This window comes from Pontibacter sp. HSC-36F09, assembly GCF_024171605.1.
Classification (GTDB): domain Bacteria; phylum Bacteroidota; class Bacteroidia; order Cytophagales; family Hymenobacteraceae; genus Pontibacter.
Map to the genome: position 1 here is coordinate 290,664 of NZ_JALKAA010000001.1, position 14,603 is coordinate 305,266.

General features: G+C 51.0%; 10 protein-coding genes. 2 read left to right on the forward strand and 8 right to left on the reverse strand.

Going from position 1 to position 14,603, the window contains the following annotated elements:
* Positions 1-505 precede the first annotated feature (505 nt).
* The 4 genes from L1278_RS01250 to lon all read right to left on the reverse strand — a co-directional run bounded on the left by L1278_RS01250 (position 506) and on the right by lon (position 6,118).
* Complete coding sequence (locus tag L1278_RS01250) at positions 506-925, reverse strand: helix-turn-helix domain-containing protein (RefSeq protein WP_253400691.1); 420 nt, start codon at positions 923-925, stop codon at positions 506-508.
* A 263-nt stretch (positions 926-1,188) separates the two neighbouring features.
* Complete coding sequence (locus tag L1278_RS01255) at positions 1,189-1,917, reverse strand: SDR family NAD(P)-dependent oxidoreductase (RefSeq protein ID WP_253400692.1); 729 nt, start codon at positions 1,915-1,917, stop codon at positions 1,189-1,191.
* A 261-nt stretch (positions 1,918-2,178) separates the two neighbouring features.
* The gene (gene hslU, locus L1278_RS01260; protein ID WP_220627044.1) at positions 2,179-3,576 is read right to left on the reverse strand and encodes an ATP-dependent protease ATPase subunit HslU; all 1,398 of its coding nucleotides are present in this window, start codon (positions 3,574-3,576) and stop codon (positions 2,179-2,181) included.
* 55 nt (positions 3,577-3,631) lie between these two features.
* The gene (gene lon, locus L1278_RS01265; RefSeq protein WP_253400693.1) at positions 3,632-6,118 is read right to left on the reverse strand and encodes an endopeptidase La; all 2,487 of its coding nucleotides are present in this window, start codon (positions 6,116-6,118) and stop codon (positions 3,632-3,634) included.
* Positions 6,119-6,344: 226 nt separating this feature from the next.
* Between lon and L1278_RS01270 the strand changes: the two genes are divergently transcribed.
* Entirely contained in the window at positions 6,345-8,330 is a 1,986-nt protein-coding gene (locus L1278_RS01270) for an OmpA family protein (RefSeq protein ID WP_253400694.1), read from the forward strand.
* Positions 8,331-8,352: 22 nt separating this feature from the next.
* On the forward strand, positions 8,353-9,099 hold the full coding sequence (locus L1278_RS01275) for a DUF4184 family protein (RefSeq protein ID WP_253400695.1): 747 nt from the start codon (positions 8,353-8,355) through the stop codon (positions 9,097-9,099).
* A gap of 7 nt (positions 9,100-9,106) precedes the next feature.
* On the opposite strand, the gene L1278_RS01280 is transcribed toward L1278_RS01275, so the two are convergent.
* The 4 genes from L1278_RS01280 to L1278_RS01295 form a co-directional block, all read right to left on the reverse strand.
* Complete coding sequence (locus L1278_RS01280; RefSeq protein ID WP_253400696.1) at positions 9,107-10,375, reverse strand: LysM peptidoglycan-binding domain-containing protein; 1,269 nt, start codon at positions 10,373-10,375, stop codon at positions 9,107-9,109.
* 14 nt (positions 10,376-10,389) lie between these two features.
* On the reverse strand, positions 10,390-11,703 hold the full coding sequence (gene rseP / locus L1278_RS01285) for an RIP metalloprotease RseP (RefSeq protein ID WP_253400697.1): 1,314 nt from the start codon (positions 11,701-11,703) through the stop codon (positions 10,390-10,392).
* A 62-nt stretch (positions 11,704-11,765) separates the two neighbouring features.
* A complete protein-coding gene (locus L1278_RS01290; protein WP_253400698.1) occupies positions 11,766-12,926 on the reverse strand; it encodes a 1-deoxy-D-xylulose-5-phosphate reductoisomerase in 1,161 nt (386 codons plus the stop codon).
* On the reverse strand, positions 12,926-14,443 hold the full coding sequence (locus L1278_RS01295; protein WP_253400699.1) for a GH3 auxin-responsive promoter family protein: 1,518 nt from the start codon (positions 14,441-14,443) through the stop codon (positions 12,926-12,928). The genes L1278_RS01290 and L1278_RS01295 overlap by 1 nt, the downstream gene beginning before the upstream one ends.
* Positions 14,444-14,603 lie beyond the last annotated feature (160 nt).

The following is a 14,603-nucleotide window of genomic DNA, read 5'->3' on the forward strand; positions in this document are numbered from 1 at the left end:
ATTTGGTGGCACTGCCAGTTTAATGAGGTGGTAACTGGTAGTTGATTAGAAACAGTTTGTAACTGAGGTAGCGGTGGCTTTTGCAGGTATAGCAAAGAGTATTGCTTAGTAGCCTCGCCTGTGCGGCGGGCACTGACTTTTTTCCTTGATGAAAAAAGTAAGCAAAAAAATCAAGACCCTCCAAACTCGCTGAACGCTCGAACAGTGGAGTGTCGAAAGGTGCACTTGGCACCATTGTCTGCTGCGTTGCTTCAGTGCAAGTAAGTCTTGCCATACCTGCCAGTAGACTGTGCTACGAGGATTATACCTGACTATACTGATGGCGGAAAGTCCCCCTTTGAAGGGGGCAGGGGGATGTTAATCATGCACAAGCTGCCAATTAAAACTCCCGAACACCCTCGGAAAGAGTCACTTAATAGCTCTACACTCGCAGGACACGAGCAAGGGTGGTGACAGCTACCACACCAGGAAAAACAATTTAACCATCATCAATTTAGCAATTCACTTAATCCTTAAACCGCTTCCATTTGATCATCATGTACTTGTCGCCGAGTTCGGTGATCATCATGCCGGCCCCTTTTAGGTTGGCATTGTTTTTCATGTGCTCCACCAGTTCGGTGTGATTCAGAATTTTATATGTCGGGTGATACTCGGTTTGCTCTGGCGCCTTTATTTTATACTTGCGCACCCAGTTCATGATGGAAACGTGGCTCACACCCAGAATCCGCTCGATCTCGCGGTAGCTGATGCCTTCGATGTAGAGTTGTAGGGCTTTGGTCACATAATAGCTGTCAATCCCTTTCCCGAGCTTGTTTACCGTGAAGTAGTAACTGCATTTTTTACAGCGATAACGCTGCCTATCGTTGATGATGCCGCTTTTCACGACTTCCATAGCACTGCAGCGCGGACAGATGGGATGCTTCATAACATACTGAGGTATAGTAGTTTTAAATATCAGGTATACCAATTTAGCATAACTATATTAATTTAGCAAATTATGCACAAAGTATATATTTTTAATAATCAAGCGGTTAGGGTAATTGGTAGGTTAGGGATTTCTATACCTATGAGGAGTTGCCCCAGGTATAGCTATACCTGGGGCAAAAAACAAAGCGCCCTTCTGATTAAGAAGAACGCTTCGCTGTTATGGATTTAATTCAATATTTGTACTGCAAGTGCCGGTTATACCTACATATCCCTCACCGATACCAGAACTTCCTTAAAATCGTCGGTATTATTCAGGAACCAAACAATTTTACAGCCCACTTCTTCGGGTGAGGCTAGTTCGCCCTGTTCTTTATAATCTCTGAACCGCTGCACATTGCTGAACTTCTCCACATCACTTTCCCGAATGTGCTCCTGCATAGCGGTATCCACCACACCCGGCGACAAGGAGAATACCTTAACTCCGGAGCCGCGCACGGTCTGCTCCTGCTGTACTGTTTGCGACATCATATCAATCGCTGCCTTGGAAGCACAGTAACTGGCCCAACCATCTATCGGGTATTTCCCTGCTCCTGAGCTAACGTTCACAATCACTTTGGGCACTTGCAACGGCTGGTATACCTGCAGAAAATTGTTCATCAGCATGGCGGGCACAATCACGTTCACGTCAAACACAAACTCAAAACGTTCATTCGGCATACCTTCTCCTACATAACCAATATCGCCCAACACGCCGGCATTGTTAATCAGCACAAGCTTTTCGGCGTCACTGTAAGGAATAAACACCTTGTGCAGGTTATGCTCCACGGCAGGTATATCCGAAAAATCGAGGGGTTGGTGGCGGTAGTTTTTGTGCTGTATGGTGCTGTTACGACACACGCCAATCACAACGTTGTTCTCGTCCTGAAGCAATTCCTCCGCAATGGCTTTGCCTATACCTTTGCTCGTTCCGGTGATGAAGTAGTAGTTCATGAAAGTTTTGGAGTTATGAGTTCTTCTCTTAAAGTACGAATGGGATTCAAGATTTGGTTATACCTATACCTGTTGACAGAGGTTTTCACAACCCAAAAAGCTGGTGCTTCTGCCTTCACAGAAACACCAGCTTTTCTTTGCACAAGTCACAGACCCGCATTTATATATCAGCCACGGGTTTAGTGCTTACGCCTTTACTGCAAGGACCGGTCAAGATTCGGACAGGTCGCGACCTGCCCCTACCATCCCAACTCCTGAACTTTAAAGAATATACTGGCTCAGATCCCGGTTCTTCACCATGTCAGACAGCCTTTCGAGCACCATCTCGCGGTTTACGACGATGTGGGCGTTAGCGCCGATTTTGTCCGGCACGTCGAAGAGGATGTCGTTGAGCAGGCGGCTCATCACCGTGTGCAGACGACGGGCACCGATGTTCTCTACTTCTGAGTTTACTTCAAATGCGATGGAAGCGATTTCATCCAGCGCTTCGTCGGCAAAGCTCAACTCTACGTTCTCTGCTCTCAGCAGCGCTTCGTATTGTTTTGTTAAGGCATTTTTCGGGAACTTCAGGATCTGGTAGAAGTCATCTTTGGTCAGGCTCTGCAGCTCCACACGAATCGGGAAACGGCCTTGCAACTCAGGTATAAGATCCGATGGTTTGGCCACGTGGAATGCACCGGCGGCGATGAACAAAATATGGTCGGTGTTGATGACGCCATACTTGGTGTTCACCGTAGAGCCTTCCACAATCGGCAACAAGTCGCGCTGCACACCTTCGCGGCTCACGTCAGGTCCACCGCCACCTTTGCTGCTTGCGCTGGCTACTTTGTCAATCTCGTCAATGAAGATAACGCCAGAGTTCTCTGCCTTGAAGATCGCCTCTTCCTTCACCTCATCCATATCGATCAGTTTGGCGGCTTCTTCTTCCAGCAAAATCTTGCGGGCTTCGGCAATAGTTACTTTGCGCTTTTTGGTCTTCTTGGGCATCATGCCGCTGATCATCTCCTGGATGTTCATCATTGAAGCCTCGTCCATACCTGGCCCCATCACGCCCATACCTGGCATGGCGCTCTGCTGTACCCTGATTTCAATTTTGCGGTCCTCGAGCTCACCATTGCGGATCTTCTCTCTGAATTTCTCGCGGGTGCGCTCGTTCAGTTCGTAATCGTTATCGGGCATACCGTTTGGCTCGGAAGTACTTGAGAAACTTGGTGTCGCGCGACCACCCTGAATCGGAGGTATAAGTGCATCAAGAATGATGTCTTCCACCACCTCGGCGGCTTTCTGCTTCACTTCTTCCTTTTTCCTGGTTTTCACCATGTTCACCGATTGCTCTACCAGGTCGCGCACCATGCTTTCCACATCGCGTCCCACGTAGCCTACTTCTGTAAACTTGGAGGCTTCCACTTTGGTGAAAGGTGCGTCGGCGATCTTGGCCAGACGGCGGGCAATTTCTGTTTTACCCACACCGGTGGCGCCAATCATCAGGATATTGTTGGGCACGATCTCGCGGCGAATGCTTTCGTCGGCATTCATGCGGCGCCAGCGGTTGCGGAGCGCGATGGCTACGTTGCGTTTGGCATCTTTCTGCCCGATAATATATTTATCCAGCTCCTCTACAATCTGGGCTGGTGTTAAATGCTCTATTGATTCTAACATTTTCTCTTTTTAAAAATTGAAAATCCGGTTACTAACTAAAGTTAATCAGCAACCGTTACTCATCACCCTTCCCATTTTCCGTCACCACCAATTTCAGCGGGTGCTTTACCTTCTGCTTTAGCAAAGCAATCTGTACCACATCATCCACTCTATCTACGTAATGAATATGCAAACCCTTGATGTACTGCTCTGGTATTTCTGTGATGTCTTTGCGGTTCTTCTGGCACAGAATTACATCGGTTATACCTGCCCGCTTGGCAGCCAGAATTTTCTCTTTTATACCTCCTACCGGCAACACCTTGCCACGCAGCGTAATCTCGCCCGTCATGGCCAGGCGCGACTTTACTTTACGTTGCGTGAATACCGAGGCAATGGAAGTGAAGATGGCTATACCTGCCGACGGACCGTCTTTTGGCACAGCGCCTTCCGGAAAGTGAATGTGCAGGTCGTACTGGTCAAACAAACGGTAGTCAATTTCCAGCAGCTCGGCGTGGGCTTTCAGGTATGAGATGGCCGTCATCGCTGACTCCTTCATCACATCGCCCAACTGGCCGGATAGTGTCAATTTGCCTTTGCCTTTGCTCAGGATAGACTCTATGAACAGGATATCACCGCCCACCGAGGTCCAGGCCAGGCCCGTTACTACACCAGCCGTGTCGATGTCCTGGTAGATTTCCTTGTCGAAAGTCTCCGGACCCAGAATCTTCACTACGTCTTCCGGTTTAATGGCAGGAGTAAACTTCTCCTCCATCGCCTTCTGCTTGGCCGTGTTGCGCACCAGTTGCCCGATTTTACGCTCCAGGCTACGCACGCCCGACTCGCGGGTATAATCATCGATTACTTTTTGTAGCGTGGCCTTCGACATTTTCACGTCTTCTTCCTCCAAACCATGTTCACTTACCTGCTTCGGCACGAGGTGGCGCTTGGCAATCTCAGTTTTCTCTTCTAAGGTATAGCCGGTCAGCTCGATGATCTCCATACGGTCGCGCAGGGCAGGCTGAATGGTGTCCAGGGAGTTGGCGGTGGCAATGAAGAGCACCTTCGAAAGGTCGTATTCCACGTCCAGGTAGTTGTCCATGAAGGTATGGTTCTGCTCTGGATCCAGCACCTCCAGCAAAGCCGAAGACGGATCGCCACGGAAATCAGAGGCCAGTTTGTCGATCTCGTCGAGGATGATCACCGGGTTGGAAGAGCCAACTTTTTTGATCTGGCTGATGATTTTGCCTGGCATGGCGCCCACATAGGTACGGCGGTGTCCGCGGATCTCCGCTTCGTCGCGCACGCCGCCCAGTGACATTCTGACATATTTACGACCCAGCGCCGTGGCAATAGAGCGCCCCAGTGAGGTTTTACCCACACCCGGGGGGCCATAGAGGCACAGAATCGGCGCTTTCATGTCCTTTTTCAACTTGAGCACAGCCAGGTACTCAATAATGCGCTCCTTTACCTTTTCCAGACCGTAATGGTCGGCGTCAAGTATTTTTTTGGTGCGCTTCAGGTTGAAGTTGTCTTTGGTAGTTTCGTTCCAGGGCAGATCAAGCAGAAACTCCAGGTAGTTGACCGCCACCGGGTACTCGGCTGCCTGCGGGTTGAGGCGGGCCAATCGCTCAATCTCTTTGTTGAAATGCTTGGCCACCTGCTCCGGCCATTTCTTTTTCATGGAACGCTCGCGGAATCGTTCGATCTCCTGATCAGGGCCCTCCTGCCCCAGCTCGTCCTGCAACACCTTGATCTGCTGGCGCAAAAAGTAGTCGCGTTGCTGCTGGTCAATGTCGGTGTGTACTTTCGTGTGAATCTCCTGCTTGAGCTCCAGCAACTGGATTTCGCGCAGCATGATCTCGAGGAGTTGTGTGCCGCGCTCCACGCCGTCGTTCACTTCCAGCAGTATCTGCTTCTGCGCCACATCCACGTTCAGGTTGCTCGACAGGAAGTGCGTCAGGAAACTCGGGCTGTCAATATTATCAAGGGCAACTTGCGCCTCTTGCGGAATCTCGGGGTTGAGTTTAAGCATTTTGGCAGCCGCGTCTTTCAGCGAGTGCACCAGCGCCTTTACTTCTTTGCTCTTTTTGTTCGGGAAAGTGTCTTTGCAGTAGCTTACCTTGGCTGACAGGTAGGGGTCTTCCTGCGTAACCTCCTCTATTTTGAAACGGCTCTGCCCCTGAATGATGATGGTCGTGTTGCCATCAGGTAGTACCAGCATTTTCAGGATTTTGGCCATCGTACCGATCTCGTACAAATCTTCGGCCGACGGATCGTCGCTATTGGTGTTGCGCTGCGCCACCACGCCAATGATTTTGTCGCCTTTATGGGCTTTGCGCACGAGGCGCACTGATTTTTTGCGGCTAACAGTAATAGGCAATACCACCCCCGGAAACAATACTGTGTTGCGCACCGCCAGTAAGGGCAGTTCGCCCGGCATATCTTCCGGCAGCATTTCTTCGTCAGGGTCAGTGGTGATTACCGGAATCAGATCGTCGCTATCATCTACCGACATGTTTCCGATTAAAAGATGGTTGAGAAAGTTCTCCAGTGTATAGTTCATAGATTGTATCAGTGCCAAATTGACATAAAGGTAATGGAAAATCCGCTTTATGTCTGTGGAGTGTATTATTGTCAAGACCTGTGCCAAGTGCTGCTGTCTGTCTAAATTGTCGCACTGGCAGCAGCGTTGGCACTTCTCCCCAAAATATAAGGGATTATTAATAAATCGTTTCAGAACATAGGCTAAAAAATAATATCTTTGGTTTCAGGTATCATGCTCTGTGCCGATGAAACGACTTAACGCCCCTGCTTTCTTCCTGCTGCTGTTGCTGTCCCCGCTCTTGTGTATGGGTCAGCTGAAGCATACGCCATTGCAGGACGGGCCTGACGTGAAGGTGAAGAAAAAGGCTCCGAACCAGGAAATGCACCTGGACTTCCCGAACCTGAACCGGATCGCCCACTACAAGGACTCCAAGAAACTTTCGGAGATTCAGCGCCTGGAAAGACGCAAACAATACGGACAAGCCCTCAAACTGCTCGAGGGCTACGTGCGCAACTTCGGAGTGCAGAATTTCTACAAAGACACCAAACTCCTTTGGAGACTAGGCCAGCTTTACGAGCGCCAGGATATGATGGCTCAGGCCATGGAGGTATACCGCCTCGTGCTGAAGCACCACCGCTCCGACATCCGCCAGGTGCAGTCTTACTACGACTCGCTGGAGCAGAACACCAAAGACTATTATGTGCCGCTGAGCTACTACTACGAGCTGGTGGAGTACCGCAAGTCTATCTCGACTTACCAGCCGCCACGCGGGGTATACCTGAACATGGGCAACACCATCAACTCAATTTACGAAGACTACGGCCCCACTCTCAACGCAGACAATAGTACGCTTATCTTCACTTCAAAGCGCACCTTTCAAGGTATAGAGAGCAAGCCCAACGAGGACTTGTACTACTCTCAGAACAGCAACGGCTACTGGACCGAAGCGCAGTCTTTTGGCAAGCCCATCAACAGCATTTACAACGAAGGCTCCGCCACGCTCACCCGCGACGGTAAGACGCTCTACTTTGCACGCTGTGAATCGCCGGACGGCTTTGGCAACTGCGACCTGTACAAAGCAAGTCTGCAGCCCGACGGCAGCTGGCACGAGATCGAGAACCTGGGACCTAACGTGAACAGCCCGTCCTGGGACTCGCAGCCGACGCTTTCGCCTAACGAGGATACCCTCTATTTTGCCTCCGACCGCCTGGGTGGATTCGGCCTGTCTGACATCTATTTCACGCACAAACTAAAGAACGGACTGTGGGCGAAGGCGCAGAACATGGGCCCGATCATCAACACACGTCAGAGTGAGGTCAGTCCTTTCTACCATCCCAAGTATAAGGTGCTCTACTTCAGTTCGCGCGGACAGCTGTTCAATTTCGGTGATTTCGACATCTACAAAACCTACCTGGTAGGCAACAAGTGGCAGGAGCCGCGCAACATTGGTCCGCTTGTGAACGGGCGGGGCAGTGAGTATTACTTTACCATCGATTCGCAGTCGCAGAACCTGTATTACGCCCGCTCCGAAGAAAGCGACCTCAAAAACCTGGACCTCTACTCTTTCCCACTGCCCATGGAAGCCCACCCGCTCGCCGTGACCAAAGTGGAAGGCGTCTTGCGCGATTCTGTTTCCAACAAACCGCTATCGGGTGTCATCTCCATCATCGACCTGGATAATGGCATCGAGATCTCGTCGAAGTATATCCGGCCGGACGGTTCTTTTGCCTTCCACCTGATCGACAACGCACGCTACATGATGATCATCCAGAGTCCGGACTTCTTTACGATTCAGCGGGAATTGGCACTGCAACAGGACACTTCATTGCAGATCATGACCAGAGTGATCGATCACAACATTCCGATCGTGTTCCGAAATATTGAGTTTGAGCCGAACGAGTCGAATATTACGGAAGAGATGCATGCCGTTCTGGATGAAGTGGCTTACTTCCTGGTGGAGAACCCGGGATTCCGGCTGGAGATTGCGGGACACACCGACAGCGCCGGTGACCCGGAGTTTAACCAGATTCTGTCCAAAGACCGCGCCGATGCCATCCTGCAGTACATCCAGCATAAGGTACGCCTCAGCGATGGGCGTATCGATGCCTATGGTTACGGAAGCAGCAAACCTCTGCGCGAAGAAAAGACAGAAGAAGACCGCCGCATTAACCGCCGCGTGGAATTCCGCTTGATAAAACCAGTTCTGCAAGGGCGAGGTACAGGAAAGTAGTTTACCTCGTTTCTTATACCTTATGCCATTCACCGCTGCACATCCTGCTGCCATTTTGCCTTTTCTGAAGCACAGCCGCTGGTTCTCCGCCACCGGCTTGATCACAGGCAGCATCGCACCGGATTTTCAATATTTCCTGCTTCTCCCCCTTTTTAAGCACAGCGGCCATAGCCTGGAAGGTCTGTTGTATTTTAACCTGCCTGTCGCGCTGGGTATAGCAACCGTCTTCCACCTAATCGTGCGACGGCCAGCTATAGCACACCTCCCCAATTGGCTAAAAAGTCGGGCGCTGGCCATACCCGAACCAGACTGGCTCCATTATCTGAAAGAGCGGTGGTTTGTCTTTGCCATGTCAGCCATACTCGGCGCAGCTACTCATATCTTTTGGGATTCCTTCACCCACGAATCAGGGTATTTCGTACAGAAATGGCCCGTGCTGACAGGTATGGTAAATGTGATGGGCTTCGAGATTATGCTTTGCCGCATCGTACAGCATAGCAGTACATTAGTGGGTTCGCTGCTCATCCTGCTCTATACCTGGCGCCAGCCAACCGTAGCTATACTTGACAAAATGAGTCTGCAGCAAAAGATTGTGTTTTGGTCAGGTATAGGTATAGCAGGTATAGCCTTTATGGGCTACGCTCTATACGCCAGCACCTTTATGCGCTCTCCAATGGGCATAGTTGTATCTTTTCTGACGGGTTCCATGATGGCCACCATCGCCGTGAGCATAGCTTTAAAGCTCGGCTGGCTCAGAAAACGGAATTAGGGAACGCTTATTTCTGAGCTTGCGGCAGGTCGGCCAGTACACGTTTTGCCATGTTAGGCATGTTGTCGGTCACAATACGCTGCACGTCGTTCATGTTGGACTGGTAAGGCACTTTCACTTTGTTGCCTGACACAAGCTCGCCCTGGCTGTTGTAGATAGAGTAATGCACCAGGAAGTCGCGTTCATAGTTCCAGGTAGCGCGATCCAGGCAGTTTTCGTAATTGGTCTTCACCTCAAACTGGTTGATGAACACGTAGTAATCGATGCCATACTGGCCGTTGAAGTGCGAGAAGAATTTCGGGTCTTTCACTTTCACACCAAAGTGCTTGTTCTCGTCCTGCGCTACGGGTACAGTAGCTGGTTGACCGCCTCTGATATTCAGGTCGTTCTTTTTGCGCTTCACCCAGTCCAGGGCATTTTCGCGCTCCTTGGCTTTTATGGTAGGCTGGTGGTTGTAGCGCGACTGTTTGTTATCCTGGTAGCCGTAGCTCAGCGATTTGTACAGGGTGCTCAGTTCGCTCACGCTGTCGCGGTAAACACCGCCCAGCAGGTTGATAGTCTCATAGCCTTCAGGTGCCAGCAGGGCGTTCAGTCGGCCGCGGAACACGTGGCGAACGTTCTGGCGAGGTATTTTAGAATGGCGAGCGATCTCGTCGTCAGCGTCAGAAAAGTATAGGTATGGGTCGAAGGGCACTACCAGAATCCGCTGCTTCACCTTACTCTCCAAAGTAGGAAGCATAGAGGCCGCAGCCGATGTACTGACCTGCGTGCGGGCCGGACCAGTTGTGTTAGCTCTCGCTGACTGCGCTGGCGGTGAAGCGGCTGGTCGGGAAACTTGAGGTTCAGCCTTCGCTGTGGCAGGCTGCTTTGCTGAGGTAGTTTGCTTGGCTGGCTTAGCCGGTGTTTGAGCGGTAGTGCTCACAGGCTGCGTTGCAGCTTTTACCGGAGCTTTGACTATACTCGTTTGCTGGCCTGTGGCTGAAGCAGGCTTGCTAGCTACAGCATTACCCTTAGCACCGCGGCGCGTCAGGTATAGCGTCTGGCCCATTTGTAGTTGTGTGCCATTCCACTTCTGCAGTGAGTCCAGTGGAATGCTGAACCGGCGCGAAAGGCTGTAATACGTATCGCCTTGTTGCACCAGGTAAGTGGTGTCAGTTACGGCGGACTGCACAGGTATAGAAAAAGCCGATGCTACTGGTGTAGCACCGGCTTGATTAAATGCAAATAAAACAAAAAGAATGGCTACAGTTAGTGCGCTCTTCACGACGGCTCTCATAAACGAATCTTTGGTTAGAAGATTATCTTGAATACATCGTTAAATATAGCAAAAGCCATTAAGCCCAACAATAAAACCATGCCCACTTTTTGAGCGTTCTCTAAAAAATTATCCGACGGCTTGCGACCGCTGATCATTTCGTATGTTAAAAATACAACATGGCCGCCGTCCAGCGCCGGAATTGGCAAGAAGTTCATAAAGGCCAGCACCATCGACAGCATACCTGTAATCGACCAGAACTTGTACCAGTTAAAGGTGTCACCGAAGATCTGGGCGATACCAATTGGTCCGCTCAAAGACTTGGAAGCCGATACCTCACCACGGAATATTTTACCAAAACCCTTCAGGTTGGCCGTGATCACGCCAAAGGCCTGGTTGGTGCCCAACGGAATGGATTCGCCCAGGCTGTAGTCGCGGGTAGCATACTCTAAGAGCGGCTTCTGGTAGAAACCAAGCGTTGCGTCTTCATTTACGGTAGCGTTCAGGGTCACCAGCTCGTTATCGCGCTCCACTCCTATGGTAACAGGCTTGCCGGCATACTTCTGCAAAACAGCCTGAATTTCATTGAAGAACTTGATGCTTTCGCCGTTAACTGTTCTGATGTAGTCTCCGGGTTGCAGACCAGCTTTTGATGCAGGACTACTGGGCGCTACCTCACCCACAACAAAAGGTACCCGCGGCTGCACAAACAGCATGCGCTCTTTGTTGTCGGCCATGCGGTCCATAAAGTCTACTGGAATAGGGATGTTCACCTGCTCGCCGTTGCGTTCTACCGTGTAGTATGAGTCGCGGCCCAGGAGCATATCCATCGAGTACACGTCCTCAAACTTCTCAAGCGGCTTGCCATTCAGGGCCACAATCTGGTCTCCTGGCTGGAAACCTAGCTCCTGACCCATTTCATTTGGCTGCACGCCGTACTTCACTTCACTGGCCGGCAGGTACGTTTCGCCATAGTGATAGTTGAGGGCGATAAAAATAACGATGCCCGTGATCACGTTCACGATAATGCCGCCCATCATCACGATCAGGCGCTGCCAGGCCGGTTTGGCCCTGAACTCATAAGGCTCCGGGTCCTTCTGAAGCGCTTCTGTGTCAAGCGATTCATCCACCATGCCTGAAATCTTCACGAAACCACCCAGCGGAATAAGGCCCAGCATGTACTCTGTTTCGCCTATCTTCTTACTAAATATCTTGGGGGGAAATCCAATTGCATACTTCTCTACCCGCATGCCAAACCATTTGGCAGTCAACATGTGTCCCAGCTCGTGCAATCCAACCAGTATTGTCAGGCCCAAAATGAGCTGGCCCACCATTATTAAAATATCCATTTAAAAGAAATAAATTTAGAATCGATGATCTTGACAAAAAAATTAACGCCCAATGGCAACACTTAGAGGCTTAGCTTGCCAGCCAATCTTGTGGCGTAATCGCGTGTCTCTCTGTCTGTTGTAACATAATCCTCGTAAGAAGGATTCGCAATATACGCAACTTTCGCCATACTGTATTCGATGATATCGGACATCTCCAGGAAGCCAACCTCCTCACGCAGGAAGGCGGCTACGGCTACTTCGTTGGCCGCATTGAGGATGCAGGGCATATTGCCGCCACGCTCCATGGCATCAAAAGCTAGCTGCAAATTGCGGAAAGTCTCCAGGTCCGGCTGCTCGAAAGTGAGCTGCGGGTAGTCCATAAAGTTGAAGCGCGGATAGTCGGACTTGAGCCGGTTCGGGTAGCCCAGCGCATACTGGATCGGCAGTTTCATGTCTGGCAAGCCAAGCTGCGCCTTGATGGAGCCGTCCTCGAACTGCACCAGCGAGTGGACGATAGATTGCGGATGCACCACCACTTCGATCTGGTCGTTCTTCAGACCGAAAAGCCATTTGGCCTCGATCACCTCCAGCCCTTTGTTCATGAGTGAAGCGGAGTCGATGGTGATCTTAGCGCCCATTTCCCAGTTGGGGTGCTTGAGTGCCTGCGCCCGGGTTACCTGGCGCAATTCGTCAGCTTTGCGGCCACGGAAAGGACCACCTGACGCGGTGAGGATGATCTTCTCGATGGGGTTGTGAAACTCGCCGGCCAGGCACTGGAAAATAGCGCTATGCTCAGAGTCTACCGGGTAAATGTTCACGCCCTGCTGCCGGGCTAGTTCGGTGACCAGCTGGCCGGCCACCACCAGGGTTTCTTTGTTAGCCAGCGCAATCTCTTTACCGGCTTTAATGGCCCGGATAGTCGGCTGCAGACCGGCATAGCCCACCATGGCAGTCAGTACCATGTCCACAGTTCCCATCTCTACCACCGAGTTGAGCGCATTGGCACCGGCGTATACCTTAATGTCCTCGTGCTTCAGGGCATCGCGTACCTGATCGTAGAGCGCCTCGTTGGCAATCACGACCGCATTCGGCTTGAAAGCAAGCGCCTGCGCAATCAGCAGATCGGCGTTGTTGTTGGCGGTGATCACCTCCAACTCAAAACTATCGGGATTGGCTCCGATCACTTCCAGGGCCTGCGTGCCTATGGAGCCTGTAGAGCCAAGTATAGCAATTCGTTTCATTAATTTTTGTTAGTGTTAAGTGCGTCTGCCGACTCGATCAGGCCCTCGGCCAGTTTGCGGTCGTTGCTCAGGCGCGGCACCTTGTTCTGTCCTCCCAGCTTGCCCTGCGACTTCATGTAGTGGCGGAACGTGCCCTGCGGCAGCGCCCTGATTTTCAGGTCGGCCAGAATGTGACCCGTTACCAGGTCGTCGTAGTAGGTGTTCAATTTCTGCAATTGCGCATTCAGTTCTTTTGCAAATGCCTCCTGGTTGGCAGGCGCTATGGAAAACTCCACCAGCCACTCATGGAAAGACTGCCCTTTGTCCTGACTCACGTAAGGAGCCACCGTAAACTCCACCAGTTCTACCATCGGGTACTTCTGCATGGTGCGCTGCATCGCCTTTTCCACCTCCTCGCCTATCACGTGCTCGCCAAAGGCAGAGATGTAATGCTTGATGCGACCGCTCACGATCAGCTTGTAAGGCTTCACGGAGGTAAACTTCACCGTATCGCCAATGGAATAAGCCCACAGGCCGGCATTGCTGCTGACCACCAACGCATAGTTCACGCCCGTCTCCACTTCCCCGATGGTGAGACGGGTCGGTTTCTCGTTGAAGTACTCGTCTGTAGGTATAAACTCAAAGAAGATACCCGAGTTCAGCAACAGTAACAGGCCTTTGTCGTGCTGTTCGTTCTGGTAGGCGAAAAACCCTTCAGAGGCTGGAAATGTTTCGACAGAATCAACTTCGCGCCCGATCGACTCGAACAGTTTTTTGCGGTAAGGCTCAAAATTCACGCCACCATACACAAACAGGGAAAAATTCGGGAAAATATCCTTGATCTGCTTACCCGTCTGCTGCATCAGTTTGTCGAAGTACATCTGTACCCAGGGCGGTATACCCGAAATGAGCGTCATGTTTTCGTCAATAGTCTCTTCGATGATCTGGTCGAGCTTGGTTTCCCAGTCTTCGATGCAGTTGGTTTCGTAGCTCGGCATCTGGTTGGTGCGCAGATAACCCGGTACATGGTGGTTCGCAATGCCCGACAAACGGCCGGTATGGATGCCGCCCACCTGCTCCAGCACCGGACTGCCTGACAAAAAGATCAGCTTGCCGTCGAGAAACTTTGAGTTGCCTGTCTCGTGGATGTAGGAAAGCAGCGCGTCCTTCGCTCCGTTGATGTGGTTGGGTATGGAGTCTTTGGTGATCGGGATGTACTTGGTGCCGGACGTGGTGCCGGATGTTTTGGCCAGGTAGAGCGGCTTGCCGGGCCACAGAATGTTCTGCTCCCCTTCTTTTACCCGGTTAAAGTATGAGGCAAGGCCCTCGTAGTCGCGTACGGGTACGGCTTCTACAAAGTCGGCGTGGGTCTTTATTTCAGAAAAATGATGGTCACGGCCAAAAGCGGTCTGCTGTGCTGTTCTGATGATATTCTCAAAAACAGTCTGTTGCGCCTCTACCGGGTTTTGTATCCAGGACTGGTGTTTTTTGTGCACGTAAGCAGCTAGCGGCTTACTGAGCCATGCTTTCACACCCATATGGTTTTTCTTTTTTTAGAGGGGTAAATATAGCCAGATAAACGGGTTTTGTCATAGTCGTTTACCATGTTTTAGCTCTATCCTGTTTTTTAGGGCTAACAAAAAACGCACCTCCGTAGTTTATAGGTATTGTATTTATCTCAAAACCCACTAACAACAA

Excerpts from the sequence above, each read along its gene's own strand:
- L1278_RS01250 (WP_253400691.1), bottom strand. The coding sequence starts at position 925 with ATGAAGCATCCCATCTGTCCGCGCTGCAGTGCTATGGAAGTCGTGAAA.
- L1278_RS01255 (WP_253400692.1), bottom strand. The coding sequence starts at position 1,917 with ATGAACTACTACTTCATCACCGGAACGAGCAAAGGTATAGGCAAAGCC.
- hslU (WP_220627044.1), bottom strand. The coding sequence starts at position 3,576 with ATGTTAGAATCAATAGAGCATTTAACACCAGCCCAGATTGTAGAGGAG.
- lon (WP_253400693.1), bottom strand. The coding sequence starts at position 6,118 with ATGAACTATACACTGGAGAACTTTCTCAACCATCTTTTAATCGGAAAC.
- L1278_RS01270 (WP_253400694.1), top strand. The coding sequence starts at position 6,345 with ATGAAACGACTTAACGCCCCTGCTTTCTTCCTGCTGCTGTTGCTGTCC.
- L1278_RS01275 (WP_253400695.1), top strand. The coding sequence starts at position 8,353 with ATGCCATTCACCGCTGCACATCCTGCTGCCATTTTGCCTTTTCTGAAG.
- L1278_RS01280 (WP_253400696.1), bottom strand. The coding sequence starts at position 10,375 with ATGAGAGCCGTCGTGAAGAGCGCACTAACTGTAGCCATTCTTTTTGTT.
- rseP (WP_253400697.1), bottom strand. The coding sequence starts at position 11,703 with ATGGATATTTTAATAATGGTGGGCCAGCTCATTTTGGGCCTGACAATA.
- L1278_RS01290 (WP_253400698.1), bottom strand. The coding sequence starts at position 12,926 with ATGAAACGAATTGCTATACTTGGCTCTACAGGCTCCATAGGCACGCAG.
- L1278_RS01295 (WP_253400699.1), bottom strand. The coding sequence starts at position 14,443 with ATGGGTGTGAAAGCATGGCTCAGTAAGCCGCTAGCTGCTTACGTGCAC.